This window comes from Streptomyces sp. NPDC005408 (genome assembly GCF_040606445.1).
Taxonomy (GTDB): domain Bacteria; phylum Actinomycetota; class Actinomycetes; order Streptomycetales; family Streptomycetaceae; genus Streptomyces.
Genome location: NZ_JBEXEX010000061.1, coordinates 1 through 21,652 on the forward strand (window position 1 = coordinate 1; position 21,652 = coordinate 21,652).

The 21,652-nt window shown below is 66.3% G+C and carries 20 protein-coding genes and 5 pseudogenes; 17 read left to right on the forward strand and 8 right to left on the reverse strand.

Annotated features, from left to right (window positions below; translation table 11 throughout):
• The first annotated feature begins 100 nt into the window (after window positions 1-100).
• Together ABZS64_RS34055 and ABZS64_RS34060 are read left to right on the forward strand one after the other, a co-directional pair.
• Window positions 101-1,219, forward strand: a pseudogene (locus ABZS64_RS34055) (IS3 family transposase).
• 71 nt (window positions 1,220-1,290) lie between these two features.
• Complete coding sequence (locus ABZS64_RS34060; protein WP_355838047.1) at window positions 1,291-1,608, forward strand: hypothetical protein; 318 nt, start codon at window positions 1,291-1,293, stop codon at window positions 1,606-1,608.
• Between the two features lie 535 nt (window positions 1,609-2,143).
• Here the strand turns inward: ABZS64_RS34060 and ABZS64_RS34065 are convergent.
• The 3 genes from ABZS64_RS34065 to ABZS64_RS34075 all read right to left on the reverse strand — a co-directional run bounded on the left by ABZS64_RS34065 (window position 2,144) and on the right by ABZS64_RS34075 (window position 4,024).
• Window positions 2,144-2,794, reverse strand: coding sequence for a transposase (locus tag ABZS64_RS34065; RefSeq protein WP_355838049.1), 651 nt, complete (start codon window positions 2,792-2,794; stop codon window positions 2,144-2,146).
• Window positions 2,795-2,884: 90 nt separating this feature from the next.
• Window positions 2,885-3,229 carry a helix-turn-helix domain-containing protein gene (locus ABZS64_RS34070; protein ID WP_355838051.1) on the reverse strand — a complete coding sequence of 115 codons (345 nt, stop codon included), beginning with the start codon at window positions 3,227-3,229 and terminating at the stop codon, window positions 2,885-2,887.
• A gap of 15 nt (window positions 3,230-3,244) precedes the next feature.
• Complete coding sequence (locus ABZS64_RS34075) at window positions 3,245-4,024, reverse strand: dienelactone hydrolase family protein (RefSeq protein WP_355838053.1); 780 nt, start codon at window positions 4,022-4,024, stop codon at window positions 3,245-3,247.
• Window positions 4,025-4,092: 68 nt separating this feature from the next.
• On the opposite strand from ABZS64_RS34075, the gene ABZS64_RS34080 reads away from it, so the two are divergent.
• The 9 genes and pseudogenes from ABZS64_RS34080 to ABZS64_RS34120 form a co-directional block, all read left to right on the forward strand.
• Complete coding sequence (locus tag ABZS64_RS34080) at window positions 4,093-4,917, forward strand: helix-turn-helix transcriptional regulator (RefSeq protein ID WP_355838055.1); 825 nt, start codon at window positions 4,093-4,095, stop codon at window positions 4,915-4,917.
• A 484-nt stretch (window positions 4,918-5,401) separates the two neighbouring features.
• On the forward strand, window positions 5,402-6,454 hold the full coding sequence (locus ABZS64_RS34085; protein ID WP_355838057.1) for a protein kinase family protein: 1,053 nt from the start codon (window positions 5,402-5,404) through the stop codon (window positions 6,452-6,454).
• Window positions 6,455-6,536: 82 nt separating this feature from the next.
• Window positions 6,537-7,766 carry an IS630 family transposase gene (locus ABZS64_RS34090; protein ID WP_355838059.1) on the forward strand — a complete coding sequence of 410 codons (1,230 nt, stop codon included), beginning with the start codon at window positions 6,537-6,539 and terminating at the stop codon, window positions 7,764-7,766.
• 46 nt (window positions 7,767-7,812) lie between these two features.
• Complete coding sequence (locus ABZS64_RS34095) at window positions 7,813-9,321, forward strand: ISL3 family transposase (RefSeq protein ID WP_355838061.1); 1,509 nt, start codon at window positions 7,813-7,815, stop codon at window positions 9,319-9,321.
• Complete coding sequence (locus ABZS64_RS34100; RefSeq protein ID WP_355838063.1) at window positions 9,318-10,562, forward strand: RHS repeat-associated core domain-containing protein; 1,245 nt, start codon at window positions 9,318-9,320, stop codon at window positions 10,560-10,562. The genes ABZS64_RS34095 and ABZS64_RS34100 overlap by 4 nt, the downstream gene beginning before the upstream one ends.
• Window positions 10,563-10,645: 83 nt before the next feature.
• Window positions 10,646-10,972 (forward strand): ankyrin repeat domain-containing protein, encoded by a 327-nt coding sequence (locus tag ABZS64_RS34105; protein WP_355838065.1) that lies wholly within the window; start codon window positions 10,646-10,648, stop codon window positions 10,970-10,972.
• Window positions 10,973-11,125: 153 nt separating this feature from the next.
• Window positions 11,126-11,356 (forward strand): annotated as a pseudogene (locus ABZS64_RS34110) (hypothetical protein); the annotation flags it as partial.
• Window positions 11,357-11,426: 70 nt separating this feature from the next.
• On the forward strand, window positions 11,427-11,789 hold the full coding sequence (locus tag ABZS64_RS34115) for a hypothetical protein (protein ID WP_355838067.1): 363 nt from the start codon (window positions 11,427-11,429) through the stop codon (window positions 11,787-11,789).
• Between the two features lie 99 nt (window positions 11,790-11,888).
• Window positions 11,889-13,863 (forward strand): annotated as a pseudogene (locus ABZS64_RS34120) (PHP domain-containing protein); the annotation flags it as partial.
• Window positions 13,864-14,066: 203 nt separating this feature from the next.
• Here ABZS64_RS34120 and ABZS64_RS34125 read toward each other — a convergent pair.
• Together ABZS64_RS34125 and ABZS64_RS34130 are read right to left on the reverse strand one after the other, a co-directional pair.
• Window positions 14,067-14,144 (reverse strand): annotated as a pseudogene (locus tag ABZS64_RS34125) (resolvase); the annotation flags it as partial.
• 78 nt (window positions 14,145-14,222) lie between these two features.
• Window positions 14,223-15,389 carry an epoxide hydrolase gene (locus ABZS64_RS34130; protein ID WP_355838069.1) on the reverse strand — a complete coding sequence of 389 codons (1,167 nt, stop codon included), beginning with the start codon at window positions 15,387-15,389 and terminating at the stop codon, window positions 14,223-14,225.
• Between the two features lie 103 nt (window positions 15,390-15,492).
• On the opposite strand from ABZS64_RS34130, the gene ABZS64_RS34135 reads away from it, so the two are divergent.
• Complete coding sequence (locus tag ABZS64_RS34135) at window positions 15,493-16,080, forward strand: CGNR zinc finger domain-containing protein (RefSeq protein ID WP_355838071.1); 588 nt, start codon at window positions 15,493-15,495, stop codon at window positions 16,078-16,080.
• A gap of 18 nt (window positions 16,081-16,098) precedes the next feature.
• Window positions 16,099-16,266: a DNA/RNA nuclease SfsA gene (locus tag ABZS64_RS34140; protein ID WP_355838073.1), complete on the forward strand. Its 168-nt coding sequence runs from the start codon at window positions 16,099-16,101 to the stop codon at window positions 16,264-16,266.
• A 338-nt stretch (window positions 16,267-16,604) separates the two neighbouring features.
• Here ABZS64_RS34140 and ABZS64_RS34145 read toward each other — a convergent pair whose 3' ends face one another.
• From ABZS64_RS34145 to ABZS64_RS34155, 3 genes are read right to left on the reverse strand one after another with little or no spacing between them, the layout of a single operon-like run.
• The gene (locus ABZS64_RS34145; protein ID WP_355838075.1) at window positions 16,605-17,108 is read right to left on the reverse strand and encodes a hypothetical protein; all 504 of its coding nucleotides are present in this window, start codon (window positions 17,106-17,108) and stop codon (window positions 16,605-16,607) included.
• 1 nt (window position 17,109) lies between these two features.
• Window positions 17,110-17,508, reverse strand: coding sequence for a hypothetical protein (locus ABZS64_RS34150; protein WP_355838077.1), 399 nt, complete (start codon window positions 17,506-17,508; stop codon window positions 17,110-17,112).
• Entirely contained in the window at window positions 17,456-17,779 is a 324-nt protein-coding gene (locus tag ABZS64_RS34155; protein ID WP_355838079.1) for a hypothetical protein, read from the reverse strand. The genes ABZS64_RS34150 and ABZS64_RS34155 overlap by 53 nt, the downstream gene beginning before the upstream one ends.
• Window positions 17,780-17,962: 183 nt before the next feature.
• On the opposite strand from ABZS64_RS34155, the gene ABZS64_RS34160 reads away from it, so the two are divergent.
• The 4 genes and pseudogenes from ABZS64_RS34160 (at window position 17,963) to ABZS64_RS34175 (ending at window position 21,628) form a co-directional block, all read left to right on the forward strand.
• Window positions 17,963-18,154 carry a hypothetical protein gene (locus tag ABZS64_RS34160; RefSeq protein ID WP_355838081.1) on the forward strand — a complete coding sequence of 64 codons (192 nt, stop codon included), beginning with the start codon at window positions 17,963-17,965 and terminating at the stop codon, window positions 18,152-18,154.
• Between the two features lie 1,639 nt (window positions 18,155-19,793).
• A pseudogene (locus ABZS64_RS34165) lies at window positions 19,794-19,883 on the forward strand (hypothetical protein); the annotation flags it as partial.
• 297 nt (window positions 19,884-20,180) lie between these two features.
• Window positions 20,181-21,275 (forward strand): polymorphic toxin-type HINT domain-containing protein, encoded by a 1,095-nt coding sequence (locus tag ABZS64_RS34170; protein WP_355838119.1) that lies wholly within the window; start codon window positions 20,181-20,183, stop codon window positions 21,273-21,275.
• Window positions 21,272-21,628 (forward strand): hypothetical protein, encoded by a 357-nt coding sequence (locus ABZS64_RS34175; RefSeq protein WP_355838083.1) that lies wholly within the window; start codon window positions 21,272-21,274, stop codon window positions 21,626-21,628. Before ABZS64_RS34170 ends, ABZS64_RS34175 begins: the two co-directional genes overlap by 4 nt.
• Window positions 21,629-21,652: the final 24 nt, after the last annotated feature.

The window sequence follows — 21,652 nt, forward strand, 5'->3', positions numbered from 1 at the left end:
GCTGTCGACTCCACGGGCTCGTGCTCTGTCACGTTCTCACTGGTCATCGATGCATCTTCCATGATCGGGAGTTACACCGAACGTCTTACAGTCCCTCGCGTTGGTGCGGGCAGGAAAAGAACAGAAGCAGACCGCCGTTGATCTCGGCATCCATCCGGTCACGTTGTCGAAGTGGTTGCGCCAGGACGACATCGACAACGGCCGACGGCCTGGCAGGGTCTCGGAGGAGTCCGCAGAGCTGCGTGCAGCGCGGCGGCGAATCCGCGAGCTCGAGACCGAGCTCGAGACCGAGCTCGAGATCGTCCGCAAGGCCGCCAAGTTCCTCGGCGAGGACAAGCCTGCCCCAAAAGGCTCTACCCGGTGATCGACCGTCTGGTCGATGCCGGGGCACCGGTCGACCGATGCTGCCGGATCCTCGGGGTCGTCCGGCAGAACTACTACAAACACAAGGGCACCCCGACCACACCGCGGCAGCTGCGACGGGAGTGGCTGACCGGGCTGATCCGGGAGGTCCACGTCGCCTCACGCGGCACCTACGGCTACCGCCGCGTCCACGCCGAGCTCATGGGCATCCAGGTGTGCTCGAGGACCGTGTCGGTGCTGATGACACAGGCCGGGATCTACGGACTGCCCGGACCGGTGCGGATCAAGCGCCTGCGGGGTGTCGTCACCGCCGATGACCTGGTCAACCGGAAGTTCCATCGGCTGCGTCCCAACGAGCTGTGGGTCACCGACATCACGCAACACCGCACCAGAGAAGGGTGGGTGTACTGCGCGGCGGTCCTGGATGCGTTCAGCCGCAAGATCGTGGGCTGGTCGATCGACTCCAGACAGGGCTCCACCCTCGTGGTCAACGCGTTGGACATGGCCCTCCGCAACCGGCGCCCCGAACCAAGGCGGGATAGTGCACGCCGATCACGGCGCCCAGTTCACCTCCTGGGTCTTCGGGGAAAGGGTCCGCTCCGCCGGGCTCCTGCCATCGTTCGGCACCGTCGGGGACGGCCTGGACAACGCGATGATGGAGTCGTTCTGATCCTCGATGCAGATCGAGCTGTTGAACCGCAAACGGTGGAAGACCCGGGTCGAGTTGGCGAACGCGATTTTCGAGTACATCGAGGTCTTCCACAACCGACAGCGGCGCCACTCAGCACTGGGCTACCGCACCCTGATCGAGTACGAACTACTCTTCGGGCAAGACACCATCCCCGCCGCCAGTTAGCCACTGCGGCTGGAACCCAAACCGTGGGGCACGTCAAGATGTCACCCGATCGTGCACCAGACCCTGGGTCGATGGGGCAAAAGTATCTTCAGCGTTTCGCCTACAGCGAGGGCGTCACCAAGCCTGCACTCGATGAGGCGTGGGGCGAAGCCTTCAAGGCGTTCGCCCGGTCGGGCAACTGGGGCGACGTCGACAGCGGCATCGTGCACCACCAGACGTACGGCACCGGATGGGGCGGGTACGCGCTGATCGAAGTGGAGGACCCCGAGGCCTTCGGGCGCTACCAGATGTTCCACAACCAGACCTACGGCCACGTCGTCCACGTCACCTTCGAACCCCTGTGGGACATGGACCGGGCGTTCGAGGCGACCATCCGTGACCTGAAATGAATGTGCGATGCAGATGGCGGCTCGCCCGGGTTCGGGCGATGGGCCGCTGTGGTGTGTGTCAGGCGTGGTGGTCGAGCTCGCTGGCCTTGGCGCCCCGTGTGGGATGCGCGGGGTGAAGTCCTGCTCCTGGGTGAGGACTTGGGTCGCTGGGCCCAGACGTGCCGGCTCAGCCACCTCCTGGCCTACAGCTCCGGCGTCGTCGAAGGGCACGTCAACCGTTAAAGACGATCAAGCGGCAGATGTACGGACGGGGATCCTTCAGACTCCTCCGCACCCGCGTCCTGCTGCGATCGTGACCGTGGCTCCGAACGAGTCCTCTGGCCCCAGAGGAACGAGGCTTGTGGCCCCGGTGAGCGATCTTCGGGGCCTGCTGTGAACGAGTCGATTGGCTCCACCTGAGCCGTGAGAGCCGTTGCGCTGCCCTCTTTCTGGCCGCGGTGTCAGTAGGCCGATGCCTGCTGTTGCAGGGTTGGCCTGCGAGCTAGGGCGAAGACCGGCGCTAAGTGGTCGGCTCCGGAAGTCTTTCGGGGGTTGATCATGCCGTCAGTGCGACGGAGGATTGTTCTGGGTGAGCGGCAGTGTGCCGGTCAAGCCTGGCCAGCAGATCGTCCAGGTCGGAGGTGGTGAACTTCCACTGGAATGGCTGTGCCGTGGCGTTGTAGCGGTTCTCGAAGTCCCGGAGCCGATCCCTGACTTGGGTCAGGTCGGTGAAGTCGTTGGGTTGGACGACTTTGCGCTGGACGATGGAGAAGCAGATCTCCACTTGGTTCAGCCAGGAGGCGTGGACGGGGGTGTGGACCATCACTGCGTTCGGGAATGCTGCGGTCAGCCGGTTGGCGGCCTTCTGTCCACGGTGGGAGGAGCCGTTGTCCACGATCCAGAACACGCGTTTCGCGCTGGCGTAGGGCTCCTGGCTCATGACCTGGGCGACCAGGGCCATGAACGGCACGATGCCGGTGGTGGGCTCGCAGCGGCCGAACACCTTCGCCTGGTGGACGTCGTAGGCGGCGAGGCAGGCCAGGGCCCCGCCGCGCCGATAGGTGTGGTTGACCCGCATCGCTCTGGCCTGGCCGGGGGCGAGAGTGGGGTGGCAGCGGCAGCGGGCCTGGACGGAGGTCTTCTCGTCTGCGCTGATGACGTACTCGTCGTCGCCCAGCGTGGTGCCCTCGAAGGTACGGGCATACAAGTCAAGGACGCGCTGGGCCTTGGGGCGGAAGTCCGGGGCGGTGATGAAGATCCAGGACTGGTGCTGCCCGGCGGCCAGTTCCGGGCAGGATCAGCGCGACAGCGGCACCCCGCTCTCGGCCGCGACTTGGCAGGCCAGTGCTTTGGCCTCGGTGACCTGTACGGGGGTGAAACGGGCTGGGCGCCCGGAGCGTTTGCGGTCGGCCAGAGCCGGTATGCCGCCGCGCGCGAAGCGTCCGCGCCAGGTGCGCACCGTGTCCACGTGCAGGTGGGTCTCGGCGGCGATCCTGGCGTTGCCCCGGCTGCGTGCTGCGAGGAGGACGACCGTGGCACGCTTCCTGGCCTGGTAAGGGGTCTTGTGGCCGTAGGCCATCTTCTTCAGTCGGTGGCGCTCGGTGGCGGTCAGCACCACCGTCACGGCAGCGCGTATGGGCATAGTGAACCGACGGCGCTATGAGCCTGCGCTGGAGAGCAGCGCATGGACGCGGTGCCACGCGTCGGCTGCCGTGGCCGGGTCGGTGCTGAGGAAGCCGTGTCCGATGCCGGGGTAGACGACGAACTGGTGGCGGGTGCCGGCCTCGCGCAGCGCGTCGGCGATTTCGCGCTGGTGGTCGGATGGGACGACATGGTCGTTCTCGCCGACGAGGAAGAGTACCTGCCCGGTGATGGCCGGGGTCAGCGACAGGGTCGGTTCCGGCCGGCTGAGTGGGATGTCGGTTCCCGGCAGCCATCCTCCGTAGAAGACGGCTACCGCGGCGAGGTCGAACTCGGTGGCCGCGAGGTAGGCGATATGGCCGCCCAGGCTCAGTCCGACCATGCTGACCTGTTCGCTGCCGGATGCCTGAAGGTGGTCCATGCAGGCGCGGACATCCTGGAGAACGGTGGTCCGCGTCATCAACCCCAGTAGTTCGAAGCCGCGTTCCCGGCCAGCGAGGTCGCGAGGGAGTTCAGCGCCAGGCTCGGTGCGGTGATGCAGGTCCGGCGCGAGCGCCACGAACCCAAGCCCGGCCAGAAGGTCACATACATCACGGACGGCGGCATCGACGCCGAAGAGCTCCATGGCCACCAGCACGCCGGGGAACGGGCCAGGGGCTGCGGGGCGAGCGAGGTACGCACCCATCGGCGGCCCGTCACTCACCTTGATGCTGACGTGTTCGGTACGGATGGTGTGCGGCGCGGTCGTTGTGGGGTTCGAGGCGGGATCGTCCAGTGGGGTGTTTCGTGCGTTCATGGTGCCAAGTTAGCCACGCCGTAAACTGGTATCCACAGGTAGTTGTTCCTAGTAATAGGAGTGCCAGGATGACTCAGTCCGCGATCCGGGCCCGGGAACTGGGAGACCTGCTCCGCTCACGGCGCGACCGGCTTCAGCCTTCTGACGTCGGTCTGCCACCGGGCACCCGCCGCCGGACCCGCGGCCTGCGCCGTGAGGAGGTGGCCCAGCTCGCGGCCATCTCCTCGACGTACTACACCTTTCTGGAACAGGGCCGTGACCTGCGGCCCTCACGTCAAGTACTCGACGCGCTGGCGACGGCGCTGCGGCTCGACGGGGCTGAACGGGCCCACATTCACGAGCTCATCCACGGCGCCGCACCCACAGCGGCCCCTGTCGTTGCTGAAGCACTCCCACACGCGGTCGTGGCACTCGTCGACCGGCTCGACCCGTGCCCGAGCTATGTCACCGGCCGGCGCTGGGACGTACTGGCCTCCAACCGGGCCGCCCAGGCCCTGTGGACCAACTGGCCCGCCCGGCCGCCGCGGGACCGCAACCTGATCTGGTGGATGTTCACTGATCCACAGGCCCGGGAGGTCATGGTCGACTGGCCGGCCGAGGCATCCGCGCTACTGGGCCGATTCCGCACCGCCGCAGCTCGCCACCCGGGCGATACGGGCTTCGGCGAGTTGCTCGAACGCCTGCAGGCCGCAAGCCCAGAGGTAAGGGATTGGTGGCCGCAGCACACCATCACGCCCCTGGGATCTGGCACCAAACGGCTCCGCCATCCGAATCTGGGAGAGCTCGAACTCCACCACGTCGTGCTTCAACTCGCAGACGATCCCGAACAGAAGCTCGTCACCTTCACGGCCACCGACCAGGACCAGGAGCGAATCACCGAACTGCTGGGATAAGAGCAGCCCCTGCCCTCAGCTGCGCCTGCGAGTTCAACACCATCACCTCACGCACGCGGTACTCGACCGTCAACCCCGAACGACTTCCGGAACGGACCACTACTGTAAGAGGTCGCGCTCGGAAGTCCTTCGGGGGTTGACCCCTGGGCTTGGCGTGTGTGTTCGCGGGTCGAGTACCGGCGACGGTGCGACAGAGCCTGACCACGGTGAGACAGACCAGCTCCGAGCCACTGAGCGGTGGCGGTCTGCCGAGGCATCAAGTTCACCCGATCTCGTTGTAGGTCTTCACGTACAGTGCGGTCACAAGGGTGTTCGACTCTGTGTTCCCAAACGGATCCTGGATGCCCTCCGCCCGTGCCAGGGGTCGACCCGCAGGGCTATGCGTCGCGCGTTCGCGCCCGTTGGACGGGCCCAGGTATTTCAGAGAGGTTGATGCCTGGTGGAGGTAGCCGTCGAGAGCTTCGACGCGTCGCGTGGTGCGCGTTTGGCAGCCTACAGTGCCGTCTCCACATCGCTGGCGCTGTGCAGTGATCGCGAACTGCGCGACCTTGTGGATACGGCTGCGCCGATGGGTTCTGGCATCGGCGGGACCTCAGCGTTGCTTGAGGTCGGCGGGACCCCAGTCTTCGTCAAGCGGCTGCCGCTGACCGATCTCGAAAGGCAGCCGGAGAACGTCCGGTCCACGGCGAACCTCTTCGAGCTACCTGCCTTCTGCCATCCCGGCCTCGGGGTCCCCGGAGGGCCGGGATGGGGAGCCTGGCGGGAGTTGGCCGTGCACACCATGACTACGAACTGGGTGCTCGCCCAGGACCATGAGGGCTTCCCACTGATGTACCACTGGCGGGTGCTGCCGCACCCCGGGCAGGCGCTGCCCGAGGAACTCGCCGACGTGGAGAAAGTTGTCGCCTACTGGGGAGGCGGACCGCAGGTGCGCCACCGGCTCGAAGCACTACGGGACTCCTCGGCGAGCGTCGCGCTGTTCCTGGAGTACATCCCGCAAAACCTGCACGACTGGCTGGACGTTCAGGTCAAAGCCGGCGACGCGGCGGCCGAGCAGGCATGCACCATGGTGGCAAGGGAACTTGAGGCCGGGACCTCCTTCATGAACGCCCGCGGACTCCTGCATCTCGATGGCCACTTCCAGAACATCCTCACCGACGGCAAGCGACTGTTCTTCACCGACTACGGCCTCGCGATGTCCTCCCGATTCGACCTGTCGAAGGAAGAGGCCGACTTCGTCACCGAACACCAGACCTATGACCGCTGTTACACCGTCACCCATCTGGTGAACTGGCTCGTCACCGCCCTGTACGGGTACGAGCGGGACGAGCGGAGCGCGTTCGTGCGCGCCTGTGCCCGAGGGGAACCTCCGACGGGAATCCCGCCGCAGGTCGCGGCGATCCTCACCCGCCACGCCCCGCTCGCGTCGGTGATGACGGACTTCTACCGCGAGTTCCGTCTTGAGAGCAGGCAGACCCCGTATCCCCTGGAGGCGATCCGCCGGATCGGCATCCCGGACAGCTTGTTCGTAATCTGAGGGACCTGGGCGGCCAACAGTCGGGCTGGATGCGGGAGGCTCCGGGTGCCCTGATCCACTTCTGCTGAACGGCCTGCCTGCCTTGCCCGTAGCCACCGCGCGCCCGATCGTCCTGACCGCCGCCGAACGGCACCGGCTGAAGAAAGCGGCCTACGGCCACAGGACCCCGCACCAGGACCGCCTGCGGGCGCAGATCGTGCTGCAGGCCGCCCGGGGGCGGGGCAACGCAGCGATCGCCCGCGAAACGGGAGCGCACCTGGACACCGTGCGCACCTGGCGGGTCCGCTTCGCCGACGGCGGCCTGGCTGCTCTGGCCGACCGCAGGCGCTGCGGCCGTCCACGACGCTTCACCCCGGTGCAGGTCGCCGAAGTCAAGGCCCTGGCCTGCCAACTGCTCGCCGAGACCGGCACCCCGCTGTCGCGCTGGTCGTGCCCGGAACTGGCGCGCGAGGTCGTCGTCCGCCGCATTGCCGACTCGACCTCCGCCTCCACCGTCCGCCGCTGGCTCAAGGACGACGCGCTCAAGCCCTGGCAGTACCGGTCCTGGATCTTCATCCGCGACCCGGACTTCCGGCCCAAGGCCGCCCGCATCATGGACCTGTACGCCGGCGCTTTCGAGGGCGTCCTGCTGGGCGAGGACGAGTACGTGGTCTCCAGCGACGAGAAGACCTCGATCCAGGCCCGCTGCCGCTGCCATCCCACCCTGGCCCCGGGCCAGGCCCGCGCGATGCGGGTCAACCACGAATACCGGCGCGGCGGAGCCCTGGCATACCTGGCCGCCTACGACGTTCACCGCGCCCACGTCTTCGGACGCTGCGAGCCCACCACTGGCATCGTGCCCTTCATGAACCTGGTCACCCAGGTCTTGACCACCGAGCCCTACGCCAGCGCGAAACGCGTCTTCTGGATCGTCGACAACGGGTCCTCCCACCGGGGTAAGAAGGCCGCCGACCGTCTGACCAAGGCGTTTCCCAACGCGGTCTTGATCCACACCCCCGTTCACGCCTCCTGGACCAACCAGGTCGAGATCTTCTTCTCCGTCCTCCAACGCAAGGTCGTGGCACCCAACGACTTCACGGACCTCGACCAGATCCGAGATCGGCTCCGGGCATTCGAAGACCGCTACAACGCCACGGCACAGGCGTTCCAGTGGAAGTTCACCACCTCCGACCTGGACGATCTGCTGGCCAGGCTCGACCGGCACACCGCCGATCACCCAGAAGAAATCCTCCGTCGCCCTGGCAGCGTGATCAACCCCGAGGGTCTGTCCAATGAACGGCCCTGTCTCACATTCGGTGGTAGCGGAGCGTGACTTGGGTCGTTGACATCGTGTGCGAGATGTCAACGAGCTTGTGAGCATGCTGTTTTCAGGGCTGGGGCCCCTGACCGTCGAGGATGTCGCCGACGAGGGCGAGCGGATCTGGGTGCGGGCACGGACGCCCGAGGATCCGGCTGCTTGCCCGCGCTGCGGGGCTGAGACGGACCGGGTACACGGCTATCACCTGCGGACTGTGGCCGACGTGCCGGTCGATGGGCGGCGGGTGGTGGTCCGTGTGCGGGTGCGGCGTCTGGTGTGTCCCACGCGCGGCTGCCGTCACACCTTCCGCGAGCAGGTGCCCGGAGTCCTCGAGCGATACCAGCGACGCACAGCCCGTCTGACCAGGCAAGTCAAGGCTGTGGTCAAGGAGTTAGCGGGCCGGGCCGGGGCACGTTTGCTGGCGATACTCGCGGTGGGCTTGTCTCGTCACACGGCCCTGCGCGCCCTGCTGCGCATCCCGTTGCCCACCGGGCGGGTGCCCCGCGTGATCGGCGTCGACGACTTCGCTCTGCGCCGGCGTCACCGATATGCCACCGTGGTGATCGACGCCGAAACGCATGAGCGGATCGACGTGCTGCCCGACCGCACGGCCGACACCCTGGAAGCGTGGCTGCGCAAGCATCCGGGCGTCGAGGTCGTGTGCCGGGACGGCTCCGCGACCTACGCCGAAGCCATCCGCCGCGCGCTGCCCGACGCGGTGCAAGTCGGTGATCGCTGGCATCTGTGGCACAACCTGTGCGAAGCCGCCCTGAGCGAGGTGAAGGCGCACAGCAACTGCTGGGCCACCGTGCTCGACGCGCCTCTGTATAACGGGCCGCGCGCACAGACCACCCTGGAACGATGGCACCAGGTCCACGGTCTACTCGACCAGGGCATGGGCCTGCTCGAGTGCGCCCGTCGGCTGCAACTGGCTCTGAACACCGTCAAACGCTACGCCCGCGCCGATCAGCCCGAGCGGATGCTCCGTGTCCCCAAGTACCGTGCCGGCCTCGTCGATCCCTACCGCGAGCACCTGCGCAAACGCCGGGCCGAAGACCCCGCCGTCCCCGTCTCGCACCTCTTCGAAGAGATCAAGGCCCTCGGCTTCACCGGCTGCCTGAACCTCCTGGACAAGTACATCAACCAAGGCCGCGCGGACGCGGAGCGCAGCCACATCTCCGCGCGGAGATTCGCCCGGATGCTGCTGACCAGGCCCGACAACCTCAAGGCCGAACATCAGGCACTCCTGGACCGGCTCACCGCCGCTTGCCCCGAGACGACCCAACTCGCGACCTCCATCAGGGACTTCGCCCAGCTCCTCACGCCCCTCCCAGAAAATGCTGACGCGCTCACGCGCTGGATTGATCAGGTCCGCGCAGCCGACCTGCCTCATCTGCAGGCCTTCACCCGGGGCCTGGACCGAGACCGCGACGCCGTCATCGCCGCGCTCACGCTTCCGTACCACAACGGCGGAACCGAAGGCGTCAACACCAAGACCAAGCTGATCGCGAGGCAAATGTACGGGCGGGCACGCTTCACCCTCCTACGCCACCGCATCCTCCTCGGATGACCTCACATTCCGCTACCACCGAATCTGAGACAGGGCCGAACGTTTTACAGTCCCCTTTCCTGACCAGTGATCACCACGGCACGGCGAGCCTTGCGATCGACGCCACGACGCTGGCGGCGACCAAGCGCTACACCACGCCCTTCGGTGCCCCCCTCGGCACCGCGTCGACGGCCTGGCCGGACGACAAGGCCTTCCTCGGCAAGCCCGCCGACGCCACAACGGGCCTCACCCACATCGGCGCCCGTGAATACGATCCCGGCATCGGCCAATTCATCAGCGTCGACCCGGTTCTGGCCCTCGACCAGCACCAGTCGCTCAACGGATATGCCTACGCCAACAACAACCCGCCCACCTTCTCCGACCCCACCGGCCTCATGAACGCCGACGTCGGCAGCGGGTGCACCAACCATTGCGAAGAGGAAAAGAATTGGGTCGAAGAGACCATCCTGAGTGAGTCAAATTCCGGAGGCGGCACCGGCGACACCGGCGGAACAGCTAGTGGCGGAGGTGGCACTCAGGCAAGCTGCCCCGTGGCTATGGGAACTAGCCCGAACTGTGGGTACAACGGACAGCCTAGGCCAGTAGAACAGCCGTACTCCTATAGCGGATACCACGGGCCCCTCAGGAGTTGTTCCGGATGGCTCCAATGCGCAATCGTGTACGCCATCGCAGGGATCTCGCTCGCCATTATTACAGCCCCGGCGGCAATGGCCGCCGGCCCTGAACTCGCGGCCGCGTGCCTGGCTAATCCTGCAGGGTGTGCCGAAGTCGCTTCTGAAATCGCGACAGGCGGAGCGGCGGGAGGCAGTCTGGTCAGGGTCGGAACCCCCGTCACGGCCGGCATGTCGCTAAAGCAGCGCGTTGATGACCTTTACGCGAAGGGAACGGCAGGAAAGGGCAAAGCTGCCCTCGCCGGAGAGCTTCACCTCGATGGCAGCGACCCAGAAATACTCCTATCCATCAGTGGTGAAGCCGACCGCAAGGGGTTTGTGCCGAACGTGGGTGACAGCGGAAACCCTGCCCGATTCGTTGCGACTGCCACAGGGCGTAACCCGCGGCAGGCTGACACGGAGTACAAAATGCTCACCTATGTTGCCAATATGATCGGAAAGTCCTCCAGTATCAAGGGGAGTCTTACGATGCATTCGTCGCAGACCGCCTGCATCTCCTGCTCCTCGGTAATCGGGCAATTCTGGGAGCAGTTTCCCAATATTCGAATCAACTATACGTCGGGCAGGTAGCGAGCGTTTCGTCTCACTCGTGTCATCGGGGTATCGTAGGCCGGATAGGCGGCGGAAGGCGCCTGAAAGGAAGGAGGGAATCAATGCCAGAAAATCCATGGACGCCAGCGCATCAGGCGGTAGAATCCAGCAATTACGAGGAATTGACTCGATTGCTCGACGGCGGGGTTGATCCTGAAGAAGTGTGTTGTGGGCAGACACTGCTTGTCCACGCCATTGAACTCGAAGGTGATTCCTCGCTTCAGTCTGGAGAACCGCTGAACTCTGCACTCACGGCCATTCTTCTGGCCTATGGTGCGGACCCAACCAAGAAGGCTCCCGGCGGTAGGGACCCCATGGGGATGGCTGCCAACTACGATCATGTAATGGCAGAGCGACTTCTTCGACGCGCGATTCGGAGCCACCGATGAATGCGTGACGACGTGAGTGGTCGGCCTGATGCCTGATTCACGCAGGAGCCCGCCAGGAAGCGACCTGGCGGGCTCCTGTGAGTTCCGGGGCCCAATGTGGTCCGTCAAGGAAGTCGGGCTGCCCCGGGATGGGATGCCGCGCAGCATGGCGAGGTGTCTGAGCTGCTGTGGGATGACGTCGCGTACTTCTTCGATCCTGATCTGATGGGTTCGTTGCCAGACCTGCGTGCCCCGGATACCTCGGTGCAGGACTGGCGGGCCGTCCTCGATCTCGTCGGTGAGAGCGGATGGAAGTGCCAGCACTCCGAAGGCAGTGCCGTACTGCCGGTGCCCCGGCAGCAGGAAGTGCTATCCCGCCCGGCTGACGCCGAGTACCCGAAGCTCCGGGCACTCGGGCGACGGCTAAGACCGTGTCCTATGTGGTGAGGGCTCGTTGGGCTGTTCATGGGGCGGGGTGCGTGGAGTTCGCTACACCACCGCCGGACACTTCCTTCTGACGGCCCGCAGCACACCCCTTGCACCGCGGCTTCGTGCGGAGCTCGGCGGCGGTCTCCTCACCCCGGCGGGCGCCGATCACCCCTGGCACGGCGTGCACTTCACCTCACACTGGGGAAGCCGCGAACCGCTTGCCTTTACCGCCGTCGCGCCCCAGCTCGTGGCCGAATTCCACGGAGACACGGCCGTCGATCGTGGCCGCTGGCGCCATCCCGTCAACGTTCACCGGCTCCGCATCGACCTCACCCCCGACGACGTCCCGTCGTACGGCACCGAAGGGTCCTCGAGTGATCCGGACGGGCGGCAACCTGCAGGGCATTGAGCCCGGCTGCGTCAACGCCGCCCGGGGGTGGTTCCCCCGTGCGTGTGGACTCCCGTGCGCCACGGTCGCCGTCGGGGGCGTGGTGTTCGGAGGCGCGGCATGGCGGGTTTTACCCACGTGCACGTCGCGTCCGGCTACTCCGCCCGGTACGGCGCTTCCCATCCCGAGGACCTGGTGCGGCGGGCGGCCGAGCGCGGCATGAGCGCGCTGGCGCTGACCGACCGGGACACCGTCACCGGCGCGGTGCGGTTCGCGAAGGCGGCGATGGAGCACGGTATCCGGCCGGTCTTCGGCATCGACCTCGCCATCGCCCCTCTCTTTGCGGTCCGTGCGCAGCGCCGCCGTGCCCCGGTGCGCGGCGGCGCCCACGTGGTGGAACCGCCGCTGCGCATGGTCCTGCTCGCCGAGAGCAAGGCCGGATGGGCGCGGCTGTGCCGCCTGGCCTCCGCCGCGCATCAGCAGCCGCACGGCGAGCCGCCCGTGCTGTCCTGGGAGGCGCTGGGTGAGCACGGATGCGACGGGCTGATCGCGCTGCTCGGGCCGGTCTCCGAACCAGTCCGCGCGCTGTGGGCGGGCAGGCCGGACATCGCGGAGCAGCTGCTCGCCCCCTGGCGTGAGATTTTCGGCGACCGGCTGCGGCTGGAAGCGGTGTGGCACGGCCAATCCGGCACCGGCCCCGGCTCGCTGCGCCTGGCCGCCCGCACCCTCCAGCTCGCCGACCACACACACATCCCTGCCGTGCTGACCAACGCCACCCGTTACGCCGATCCCCGCCAGCACCGGCTCGCCGACGTCCTGGACGCGGCCCGCCTGCTGCGCCCCATCGACCGGCGCCGGCTCGATTCGGGGGAACGCTGGCTCAAGGACCCGGCAGCCATGGCGGAGGCAGCCTCCCGGATTGCCGAAGCCGCCGGCACGGGAGAACGGCGGGCCCGCCGCCTGCTCGCCGACACCGAAATGACCGCGGCGCAGTGCGTGGTTGACCCGGTCGTGGACCTGGGCCTGGGCACACCGCACTTCCCCGAACCGGAAGTCGTCGGCGCCGCCGGCGGAGCGGGGGAGGCATCCCGGCTGCTGCGCGAGCGGTGCGAGGCTGGCATGGTCCGCCGCGGCCTGGACCGTGACCCAGCCGCCCTCCAGCGGTTGGAGGAGGAGCTCGCCGTCATCGGCCAGCTCCGCTATGACACCTACTTCCTGACCGTCGCCCAAGTCGTCGCCGACGTACGGGAGATGGGCATACGGGTCGCTGCCCGTGGCTCCGGGGCAGGCAGCATGGTCAATCACGCGCTGATGATCGCCACCGCCAACCCGCTCGATCACCGGCTGCTGTTCGAGCGGTTCCTGTCGGTGCGCCGCGCCTCGCTGCCCGACATCGACATCGACGTCGAATCCGCCCGGCGCCTCGAGGTCTACGACAAGATCATTGACCGGTTCGGGCTGGAGCGGGTCGCCGTCACCGGCATGCCGGAGACCTACCGGGCCCGGCACGCCCTGCGCGACACCGGCCTCGCCCTCGGCGTCCCGCCCGCGGACGTGGACCGGATCGCCAAATCGTTCCCGCACATCCGGGCCTGCGACATCACCGCCGCCCTCGCCGAACTGCCCGAGCTGAAACAACTGGCCTCGGAGGCAGGACCGTTCTGGCTTCTGTTCGAGCTCGCCGAGGGCCTCGACGCCCTGCCACGCGGGATCGCCATGCACCCCTGCGGCGTCATCCTCACCGACGCCTCACTGCTCGACCGGCTGCCCGTTCAGCCCACCCCCGGCGGATTTCCGATGGTCCAGGCCGACAAAGAAGACGTCGAAGACCTCGGCCTGATCAAACTCGATGTCCTCGGCGTGCGGATGCAGTCCGCGATGGCACACGCCACCGCCGAGATCCAGCGCACCACCGGCGAGACGATTCTTCGCGTTCAAGCTCATCCAGGCCTCCGACACCCTGGGCCTGTTCCAGCTCGAATCACCCGGCCAGATGGACCTGCTCAGCAGGCTGCAGCCCCGCAATACACAGGACGTCATCGCCGACATCAGCCTGTTCAGGCCTGGCCCGGTGGCCGGCGGCATGCCCGAGCGAGTCGCGGCACTGACCGTGTCCCCCGCCTTCCTGTCGCATTACAGGCGGGCTGTCGGCTCCGCGTGCGAGGTCGTGTTCATGGGCCAGGAAGTCGCTTTCCGATCGCCACTATGCGACGGAGGTCACGTCAGTGTTGGGTCGCCGGCCGCCATCGGGTCGGGCCCCAGGGTCTCAGAGCCGAAGCACGGCCGCCAGAACCAGGCGGGCATGAGGTCGGCGACGGCCGTACGGACGGCGCCGCGGCTGACGCCGTGCTCGCGGGCGAGGGCCGCGATGGACCGAGACCCCTCGCCGCGCAGAGCATTCGGCGCGCAGCTCAGGTCCCCGGACTAATTCCGAGTCCCGACACCCAGCCGCGTTCACCGACTAGCGGCCAGCACTGCCGCGAGGCCTTCTTGCAGATCCTTGACGAAAATCTCGGGAACCTCCAGCGACGGGAAATGTCCCCCGGTTTCAGGCGACCCCCATCGGACGATCTGTCGGTACCGCTCCTGTGCCCAGGCGCGCGGGCACTTCTCGATGTCGCGGGGATACACACTGAGTGCTGACGGGACGTCGACCCGAAGTTCGGGGTCGAGCGAGTCGTGGCTTTCGTAGTAAATGCGGGCCGACGATGCTCCTGCCCGCGTCAGCCAATACAGGGTGACGTTGTCAAGAATGCTGTCTATGGAAATCGTCTCGAACGGGCTGTCTTCGGTATCCGTCCACTCAGCGAACTTGTCAAGGATCCAGGCGAGAAGCCCGACTGGTGAGTCGACGAGTGAGTAGCCGATGGTCTGCGGTCGGGCCGCCTGCTGCTTCGCGTACGCCGCGCGGGGGCCGTCCCAGAAATCGCGGGTTTCCTCGGTCCATTTGCGCTCGGCCGCCGTCAGCCCGTCCGTTGTCAACCCGGGCGGTGCCTGCGGGGTCAGTGTGTGGATGCCGAGAACATGCGCCGGGAACCTGCCGCCGAGGACGGTGGTGATCACACCTCCCCAGTCGCCGCCGTGGGCTGCGAACTTGCTGTAGCCGAGCCTGTCCATCAGTTCCACCCATGCGGCCGCGATCTTCTCGATTCCCCACCCGGTGGTGGCCGGTTTGTCGCTGTAGCCAAAGCCTGGTAGCGACGGGGCCACGACGTGGAACGCTGGCGCGTCTGCATCTTTCGGATCTGCCAGTTCGTCTATTACCTCGCTGAACTCAGCAATGCTGCCTGGCCAGCCGTGCGTCATGATCAGAGGAGTGGCATCTGCGCGCGCGGATCGGCGGTGCAGGAAGTGAATTCCCAGACCATCAATGGTCGTGCGGAACTGGCCGATCCGGTTAAGGCGCTCTTCGAACGACCGCCAGTTGTACCCGGTGCGCCAGTAGTTCACGACATCGACGAGGTCGGCGAGAGGAACGCCCTGTTCCCATCGGCGAGGGTCGGGCGCTGCGCGATGGACCGTCTCAGCTTCCGGCAGCCGCGCCGCGGCCAGTCGCGCGCGCAGATCGTCGAGGTCAGCGTCAGTTGCGTGGGCTTCAAATGCTTGCACGTCGCTGGGCATGAGACCTCCTGGTCATCGTGTGACCGGCGTGGACCTGTCGTGAACCGGCTAAGACGGTTCTAGCGCGTCTCGATGCCAGCGCGCAACCCGCTAAGGTGGTTCCATGCGTGCTCGGTTCCCTGACTTCCGTCTCGGTAAGGTGCTAGCGACCAGCTTCACGGCGACTCTGACGGAGCGTCGTGGCAACGCTGTGGAACGCATTCCCGCGCCGCTGCGACTCGTCGACTGGCTGGCAGTGAATGGCCTCGCCGTGGAGTCCTGCACTACCGCCCAGCTCGAACTCGCTTGGGAACTCAGGGAATCAATTCACGCCGCCTTGACAGCAGCCGCGATCCAAGACGCTCTCCCTGCGTCTGCTGTCCAAGTCATCAATGACTGCAGCATTCAGGGTCGGGCCGCGGCTATCCTGACGCCCGAGAGCAATCGGCGATGGCGACTTAGCTCGGCTTCCTGCGTAGAAGATGCCCTAGGCGTGATCGCCGCCGACGTGATCAGCATCATCGCGGGCGAACGAGACGGAAAATTGGCCTTGTGCGCATCGCCAACCTGCCGAGCCGCCTTCTTCGACACTAGCCAAAGTCGCACCCGCAGATGGTGTGACATGAACACGTGCGGGAATCGTCAGAAGAAGGCACGCTTCAATGCCAACCAGCGCAAGAACGGGACTGCCGCACGGACGGGTGTCATCTGATCCTCGATCCACCGGCTGGTGAAGCACATCGGCGAACTCGGCCGCAGCCTCGAAGCCCACGAACGCGCGGTCCTCCTGGTCTGCTTCCTCTACGACAACCCCGGCTTCCAGGTCCACCCCGGCAGCCACCACGAAGAAGTACAGGCCCAGGTCGCCCACGCTGTACAGCGCGGCGTCGAGATCTAGCAGGCCAACTTCCGCCTGGAGCCGACCGGAGTCCGCGTCGCCCGCCACGTCGAACTCACCCCGACGTTCCCCGCCCGGTAACACCGCTGGCCTGTCTCGCTCCAGACGCCTGTTGCATAGATGGTCAGCACCGAAACCACCTGGACACGTCCAACTCCAGGTACGCCGACGCAGCGACCGTGTGGCAGCCCCTCGACGCGCAGCTCGACTCCCTCGCCGGCATCGGAGTCACCCACGACTTCTCGGAGGAAGTCTCCACCCGTGCCACCGAGCGCCCGGAGCGGGCGCCGTGGTGAAGCTCGCCGAAGAGATCCGCTCCTCCGGCGTCGCCGCCCGAGTCAACTGCAGGACCCGAACGGCGCGTTCCCCTCGCGCGACGGGAGGTGGGTGACCACGTCGTCCGCCTCGTCCTGCTGCGTCAGCAATGAACGCAGCCGTTCGATCTCGTCGTACTGGGCGGCCAACCGCGAGATCGCCAGGATCCTGAACTCGGTCAGCTTCGCCACCTCGCCGTCCCGCCGGGCAACCCGGTCCCTCAGGTCGGCGTTCTCCTTCTTGAGCCGCTCGAGCTGCGCGGCGCGGGGATCGACGATCTCGCCGGCGTCTTGCAGCGCCTGGACACGGGCAGTGAACTCCTCGGCCACGTGCTGGTAGGCGCCGGGCCGACTTGTGCCGTCACGGTTGCGCTTCGCGTAGAAGCCGGTGCGGGTCACGCCCGAGAGCTGGGCGAGCGTCTTCAGGTCGGCCTTGCCTCCCGGCGGGAGGTCACGCAGGATCTGTTCCATGGCGGCCCGCACGGCCGCTTCGTTGCTGGCCTTGTCCTGAGCGTTAAGCCGCGGCACGTCACACCGTCCCTTCCGACAGTGCGGCGTCGAGGTCAGCGACGACGCGCAGGGCCCGCTCGCGCTCAGGGATCAGCCGTTGCCGTTCGCCGCGCGGCACCCGCGGGCTCTCGATGAATACCGTGAGCGAGGCGGCTTGCCCCGCCCACACCGGCCGGTGGCAGGGATGGTGCGTGGCCTGCGGGCAGCGGGCCGAGTCGCACATGCCCACCAGCGGCTTCGTCGCGTCCGGGGTCCCTGCGAGCCGGAGACACAGGGCCTTGGCCGGGTCACGGAACCAGCAGAAGTTGGCCGGCCCGACGTGCAGGGTCTGGGCCTGCTTGCGCAGCAGGCTCTCCAGGTGGGCGTCATCGTTGAGGACCTTGGGGGTCGGACCGGGCCGCTTCGGCGAGTTCGGCATCCACCTGGGCGAAGGCTTCGATCACACTCCGTGCCCCGGGACCGGCGGGCAGGCGGCCGGCTTGGACGTCGCGGAACGCCTGCACGGTGAGCTGGACATGGTGTTCTTCCTCGGCCTCCTCGATCTCAGCGAGGAACAGCCGCTGCGATCCGCCCGGACGCGCGGCGTAGCCCTCCGTGGTGGCGACGGAGATGTGCTTGAGCGCAATTTTCGCGGCGAGCAGACCGCCCGGCCGCTCGACGATGGCCTGCGCCAGAGTTCGCCTGAGCATGCGGGCGTTGACCGGGCCCCGAGGGATGCGCGGCAGGCCCCACCCTCGCGATTGCCGGACTTCTCCAGCCAGTTCCGCAGGTTGTCCAGCCGATCACCGATCATGATCGAGCCGAACAGGGGGTCGCCGACGGGGCGGCCGACGAGGCGCTCGGCAAGCGCGACGGCGCGGTCGACTTCCTCGATGACCACCCACTCGTCCGGCACACCGCCGAACGGCTTCCACTTGATCACCTTGCTGGCCAACCGGAACCGCGCCCCGGTACCCGGAGCGGGCCGTTTGCTGGTGCGGCCACCGACCGCGATCTCGGCCAGCTCGCTGGTCCGCATCCCGCTAAGGGCGCTCGTCAGCACCAGGCAGGCCGTGACCACGTAGCTCGCCATGATCTCCACGTCCCCGTCGGCCAGCGGCTTGGTCCAGGGCACCGGTTCCTTGGTGTCTGCCCGGGGGATCGGGGCCTACGACCTGTTCGGCCGCCAGGTGAGCGCGATCGACCCGGACAAGGGCACGTCCACCACCGGCTACAACGAGCTAGACCAGGCCATCAGCAGCACCGATTCCCGCCCCGGCAAGTCCCTCGTATCCGAGTACGACCCCCTCGGCCGTCAGACCGGCCTGTGGGACGGCACCAAGACCGACGCCACCAAGCTGGCCGCCTGGACCTTCGACCTCCTCGCCAAGGGGCAGCAGGACACTGCGGTCCGTTACGAGAACGGCGTCGGTCAGCCCACGAGCAAGGCCTATACGCAGAAGGTCACCAGCTACGACCCGCTCTACCAGGTCACCAGCAGCCAGCTGATCCTGCCCGCCGCCGACCCGCTCGTCGCTGCGGGCGTCCCGCAGACGCTCTCCTTCTCTACCTCCTACAACGCGGACAGCACCGTGGCCAACTCGGGCATTCCCGCTGTCGCCGGACTGCCCTCGGAGACCGTCTCCAACACCTACAACGAGGTAGGGCTGCAACTCACCGAGCGGGGCACGAGCCAGTACCTCCAGGCCACGGAGTACTCCGAGACCGGTGACGCGCGCCAGCTCACCCTGGGCATGAGCGGTACCGGCGCAAAGGCCTATCACGTTTTCAACTACGAGCCGGGCACCCGCCGCCTCACCAGCTCTTACGTGACCGACAGCGTCCACGCCTTCAAGCCGCTGGACCTGACGTTCACCCAGGACAAGGCCGGCAACGTCACCTCGGTCTTCGACGGCGACCAGGGCGGCACCGCGAAGGCCGACTACCAGTGCTTCACATACGACGGCCACCGCCGCATGACCGAAGCCTGGACCCCCAAGACCGCCGACTGCGCGGCATCCGGGCGCACCACAGCCAACCTCGATGGCGCGGCCCCGTACTGGACCGGCTACACCTACAACGCCGCCGGACAGCGCAAGTCCGAGACCGAGCACACCACCTCGGGCGACAAGACCACCAACTACACCTACGGGACGCCCAAGAACCAGCCCCATCCGCTGGCCACGACCACTGGCGCCAAGGCCGCGACCTACGCCTACGACGACGCGGGCAACACCACCAGCCGCCCCGGCACCCAGGCTCAGCAGACCCTGACCTGGAACACCGAAGGCGAGCTCGTGGGGAGCAGTGAGCCGGCAGCGGGCACCAAGCCCGCCACCGGCACCAGCTACCTCTACGACGCGTCCGGTGAACTCCTCATCCGCCGTAGCACCACAGCAGACGGCGACACAGTCCTCTACCTCGGCGGCACCGAAGTCCGTCTCACCACCAACGGCGCCACAAAGACCCTCTCCGGCAGCCGCTACTACACCGCCGCCGGCCAGACCATCGCCCTGCGCACCGCCACGGCAGGCGTAACCGGCAGCAAACTCACCTTCCTGGCAGGCGACCACCACGGCACCTCAAGCCTCGCCCTCGACGCCACCACCATGGCAATCACCAAACGCCACACCACGACCTTCGGCGCCCCCCCGCGGCACCGCATCCACGGCCTGGCCGGACGACAAAGCATTCCTCGGCAAGCCGGCCGACTCGAAGACGGGCTTGACCCACATCGGGGCTCGCGAATACGACCCAGGCATCGGCCAATTCATCAGCGTCGACCCCGTACTCAACACCAACGCTCATCAGTCCCTGAACGGCTACAGCTACGCCAACAACTCGCCTGCCACTGAGTCGGATCCGACCGGTCTCGATCCATGTGGCGGCTTGCCGTGTGGCCACCCCGGAGACGACTGCGCTACCCATTACTGCCAAGGTCCGGGCGGAGGCGGGGACGTCAGCCACCTCGGGCGCACCGGCGGCACCGGTGGTACGGCCAGTGGCGGCAGTGGCAGTGGCAGTGGCAGTGGCAGTGGGAACAGCGCTGAGGACACACTCCTCGGCCTACTCCCGCGAACCAACGATGAAGCGCAGCTGTCCCAAATGTGGATGAACTACAACCGGGTCGACGGAGGAAACTACTGGGAGTCCATTGTCGGAGACGGTGACAGAACCGGCATGGCGTGCTTCGGGCGCGCTGCATGCCGTGAGGCATGGCGGCACCTTACGAACACACATGACGTTGCGGCCGCCAAGAGGATTGCAGCGACCTATTGCCTCATTCATGCGAAACGGTGTGCAGGTGAAAACAGGGACTACGACACGACTCAGAAAGTCCTTGATGCACTGCCTGGGCTGCTAGCGACTGTTTACGGAATCCGGCTGGCGAAACCTGTGCCTGGCCGTAAGTGCTTCCTCGCGGGCACCGACGTCCTCATGGCGGATAGAACGACCAAGGACATCGAAGACGTCAAGGTCGGGGATAAAGTCCTAGCGACAGACCCCGAGACGGGGGAGACCGGAAAACGCAAAGTCACCCGCCTCATCGTCACCGAAGACGACAAGCTCTTCAACGAACTGACCATCGCGACAGATGAGGGCCACGAGAAGCTCACAGCAACACACGAGCACCCCTTCTGGTCCCCCTCCGAGAAGAAGTGGGTCGAGGCTGGTCAGCTCCGACCGGGCATGACGCTGCTAACGATCGATGGATCTCGTGCAACGGTGCAGGCCAACCGCGCTTACACCAAGCATGCCCGAACGTACAACCTCACCGTCGACGACCTGCACACGTACTATGTGCTGGCAGGCGTCACGCCGGTCCTCGTCCATAACAGTGGCGGCGGAATACCTCCGGTCGATAACGCGAGACTGCAGGGGATTGTCAACGCGCTGTTCCATGGTGTCGGAAATGCAAACCTGATTGGCGATGGATCGGCAATGGCTGCAGCTAATCAAGAGGCTCTCGGTGGAGCGCAGGTCGAAGGGCGGAACCATTTGACCAGCACGACGCAACTTCGAAGCTCGCTCAATAATTTCCTCACGAAGGATGTAATCAGACTGAAGGGCGGGAAGAAGGAAGCAGTGGTTAGGACGGCGCGTGACATTCAGGTCGCGAACAGTTTGATCTCGGCCATTGACGATGCTCATGCCGGGAAGTATTCAGGCTTGGGAGGGTACGCAGGCCTGGGGGGCTGCTCGTGAGGGGCGACGTGCGGTTGGTGCAGGATCTTGTGGCGAAGTTCCCGATCCTGGAAGATTCATATGAAGCGCACGTCTTCAATGAAGACGGGACACTCCCGCACGTCTTTTTTTGGGATGTCACTCAAGACGTGATGAATTCTTTCATTTCGCAAGATCCTGACTCTCTGGATTGGGTATCCATCCTCTCTTTTCTGGAAGATCGGATGCGTGGGGGAATCCCAGAAGAGATTGATTTGATCTGCACTTCATTCCTCTGGTACTTGCCGCATTCGGGTGATCCTGGATATGGGATAATTGCCCAGTTGGGGCCTCTCATGGCGGCCGGTTTTCGGAGGGTGCGCCCTGGCGGGTAGAGCTCAATTTTCAGACTCTCGGAG

What these genes read in the sequence shown, in the direction of transcription:
- ABZS64_RS34135 (WP_355838071.1), top strand. Translation starts at nt 15,493, where the DNA reads ATGCGTGCTCGGTTCCCTGACTTCCGTCTCGGTAAGGTGCTAGCGACC.
- ABZS64_RS34095 (WP_355838061.1), top strand. Translation starts at nt 7,813, where the DNA reads ATGCTGTTTTCAGGGCTGGGGCCCCTGACCGTCGAGGATGTCGCCGAC.
- ABZS64_RS34060 (WP_355838047.1), top strand. Translation starts at nt 1,291, where the DNA reads ATGGGGCAAAAGTATCTTCAGCGTTTCGCCTACAGCGAGGGCGTCACC.
- ABZS64_RS34170 (WP_355838119.1), top strand. Translation starts at nt 20,181, where the DNA reads ATGAACTACAACCGGGTCGACGGAGGAAACTACTGGGAGTCCATTGTC.
- ABZS64_RS34105 (WP_355838065.1), top strand. Translation starts at nt 10,646, where the DNA reads ATGCCAGAAAATCCATGGACGCCAGCGCATCAGGCGGTAGAATCCAGC.
- ABZS64_RS34130 (WP_355838069.1), bottom strand. Translation starts at nt 15,389, where the DNA reads ATGCCCAGCGACGTGCAAGCATTTGAAGCCCACGCAACTGACGCTGAC.
- ABZS64_RS34080 (WP_355838055.1), top strand. Translation starts at nt 4,093, where the DNA reads ATGACTCAGTCCGCGATCCGGGCCCGGGAACTGGGAGACCTGCTCCGC.
- ABZS64_RS34100 (WP_355838063.1), top strand. Translation starts at nt 9,318, where the DNA reads ATGACCTCACATTCCGCTACCACCGAATCTGAGACAGGGCCGAACGTT.
- ABZS64_RS34155 (WP_355838079.1), bottom strand. Translation starts at nt 17,779, where the DNA reads ATGCTCAGGCGAACTCTGGCGCAGGCCATCGTCGAGCGGCCGGGCGGT.
- ABZS64_RS34070 (WP_355838051.1), bottom strand. Translation starts at nt 3,229, where the DNA reads ATGCCCATACGCGCTGCCGTGACGGTGGTGCTGACCGCCACCGAGCGC.
- ABZS64_RS34160 (WP_355838081.1), top strand. Translation starts at nt 17,963, where the DNA reads ATGACCACCCACTCGTCCGGCACACCGCCGAACGGCTTCCACTTGATC.
- ABZS64_RS34075 (WP_355838053.1), bottom strand. Translation starts at nt 4,024, where the DNA reads ATGAACGCACGAAACACCCCACTGGACGATCCCGCCTCGAACCCCACA.
- ABZS64_RS34150 (WP_355838077.1), bottom strand. Translation starts at nt 17,508, where the DNA reads ATGCCGAACTCGCCGAAGCGGCCCGGTCCGACCCCCAAGGTCCTCAAC.